The sequence below is a fragment of the Enterococcus sp. CSURQ0835 genome (assembly GCF_902706605.1).
GTDB lineage: Bacteria > Bacillota > Bacilli > Lactobacillales > Enterococcaceae > Enterococcus_A.
In genome coordinates, this window is the sequence record NZ_CACSLH010000038.1 from 1 (window position 1) to 2810 (window position 2810).

The 2810-nt window shown below is 48.5% G+C and carries 1 protein-coding gene; it reads right to left on the reverse strand.

Going from position 1 to position 2810, the window contains the following annotated elements; translation table 11 throughout:
- Positions 1 to 285: 285 nt before the first annotated feature.
- On the reverse strand, positions 286 to 2810 hold a 2525-nt coding region (locus GVJ38_RS14220; RefSeq protein ID WP_200849509.1), incomplete at its 5' end, for an LPXTG cell wall anchor domain-containing protein.

A 2810-nucleotide genomic window follows, 5' to 3' on the forward strand; every position in this document is an offset into this window, starting at 1 on the left:
CAATTTAATAAAACGTACAATTTCTGGAATAAAAGTCATCCGCTGCGTAAGCATTCGACTTTTTTGCAATTTTGAATGAAACATAGTTTTCAGATTTTTCTGAAATTATTTGTGCAACACTAGTGATCATTCAACACAGTTATTCTTGAAGTTAAAAAAATTATAGCAAAATAAAAGAAAATTATGAATTAATTAGAATTTTTAGTAAACACATAAACTAAAAAAATCGTATGGCCGTAAAGACCATACGATTTCTTCGATTAACAAGTTCAGTAAAAATTTATCTTACTGTTCTTCTTCCTCTTTTTTTCTACGAGTTGCTCCAAATAGAGCGGTCATTCCAAAGAGTGAAAGGACTCCAACAGCACCTAGATTGCTTTCATCTTTCGAACCAGTTGCAGGGTATGCATTGTGGTTCGTATCAGCAGCGGCATTTGCTCCATTGTTTGTTGTAGCTGCATTTGCAGTTTCACCAGCATTTGCTTGTGTTCCTTGAGCATTACCTTCGTTACCTGCTTGATTTCCAGCATTTCCAGCAGCTTGTGTGGCATTACCTTCAGTTGCTGCGTTATGGTTAGCCATTGAAGCAAGGCCTTCACCATTTTCTTGACCAGCACCTAATGTAACATCTTGTGCTTTGAAGCTGTCGGCATTACGTGGATCTGTTCCATCAAGAATTTCTTGCGCATCTGGAATACCATCGCCATCAGTATCAACATTATTACCGTTAGCTGTTTCTTGTGCGTCTGGGATACCATTGCCATTTAGATCAGCAGTGTTTTCGCCAGCCGTTTGGTTACCATTCGTACCATTTCCAGTTGTGTTAGTGTTACCACCGTTCACACCACCATTGTTTGTACCTTGGCTTCCTGAAACAGAGTTGTTGTTTTGACTACCATTGTTCTCATTACCTTTTTCATCAGTACCCGTAGTGTTGTTTCCACCGTTTACACCACCATTGTTCGTACCTTGTTGGCCATTTGAACCTTGGTTATTCGTAGCATCATTATCAGTTTTATTACCTGATCCGCCATTATTGTTGCCTTGGCCGCCATTGTGGTTATTGCCATTACCTGAACCAGTATGATCAGTATCACTGTTACCCTCGTCTGTATGGGTATCAGAACCGTGATCAGAATCTGAGTCCGCATCACTATCTGCATCTGAATCAGCGTCGCTATCTGCATCGCTATCGCTATCCGAATCCGCATCTGAACCGTGATCTGCATCTGAGTCGGCATCGCTATCTGCATCTGAGTCAGCGTCTGAATCTGCATCGCTGTCCGCATCTGAGTCAGCGTCTGAATCTGCATCGCTATCTGCATCTGAGTCAGCGTCTGAGTCCGCATCACTATCCGCATCTGAGTCGGCGTCTGAGTCCGCATCGCTATCCGCATCTGAGTCGGCGTCTGAATCTGCATCACTATCCGCATCTGAGTCAGCGTCTGAATCTGCATCGCTGTCCGCATCTGAGTCGGCGTCTGAATCTGCATCGCTATCTGCGTCTGAGTCGGCGTCTGAATCAGCATCACTATCCGCATCTGAGTCGGCGTCTGAATCTGCATCTGAGTCGGCGTCTGAGTCCGCATCGCTATCCGCATCTGAGTCGGCGTCTGAATCTGCATCGCTGTCCGCATCTGAGTCGGCGTCTGAATCTGCATCGCTATCTGCATCGCTATCGCTATCCGAATCCGCATCTGAACCGTGATCTGCATCTGAGTCGGCATCGCTATCTGCATCTGAGTCAGCGTCTGAATCTGCATCGCTGTCCGCATCTGAGTCAGCGTCTGAATCTGCATCGCTATCTGCATCTGAGTCAGCGTCTGAGTCCGCATCACTATCCGCATCTGAGTCGGCGTCTGAGTCCGCATCGCTATCCGCATCTGAGTCGGCGTCTGAATCTGCATCACTATCCGCATCTGAGTCAGCGTCTGAATCTGCATCGCTGTCCGCATCTGAGTCGGCGTCTGAATCTGCATCGCTATCTGCGTCTGAGTCGGCGTCTGAATCAGCATCACTATCCGCATCTGAGTCGGCGTCTGAATCTGCATCTGAGTCGGCGTCTGAGTCCGCATCGCTATCCGCATCTGAGTCGGCGTCTGAATCTGCATCGCTGTCCGCATCTGAGTCGGCGTCTGAATCTGCATCGCTATCTGCGTCTGAGTCGGCGTCTGAATCAGCATCACTATCCGCATCTGAGTCGGCGTCTGAGTCCGCATCGCTATCCGCATCTGAGTCGGCGTCTGAATCCGCGTCGCTATCTGCATCTGAGTCGGCATCTGAATCGGCGTCGCTATCTGCATCTGAGTCAGCGTCTGAATCCGCATCGCTATCTGCATCTGAGTCAGCGTCTGAATCTGCATCGCTATCTGCATCGCTATCTGCATCTGAATCGGCGTCGCTATCTGCATCTGAGTCAGCGTCTGAATCAGCATCGCTATCTGCATCTGAGTCGGCGTCTGAGTCAGCGTCGCTATCTGCATCTGAGTCGGCGTCTGAATCAGCATCGCTATCTGCATCTGAGTCAGCGTCTGAATCCGCATCACTATCCGCATCTGAGTCAGCGTCTGAATCCGCATCACTATCTGCATCTGAGTCAGCGTCGCTATCCGCATCGCTATCTGCATCTGAGTCGGCGTCTGAGTCAGCGTCGCTATCTGCATCTGAGTCGGCGTCTGAATCAGCATCGCTATCTGCATCTGAGTCAGCGTCTGAATCCGCATCACTATCCGCATCGCTATCTGCATCTGAGTCGGCGTCGCTATCCGCATCTGAGTCGGCATCTGAATCGGCGTCACTATCTGCATCTG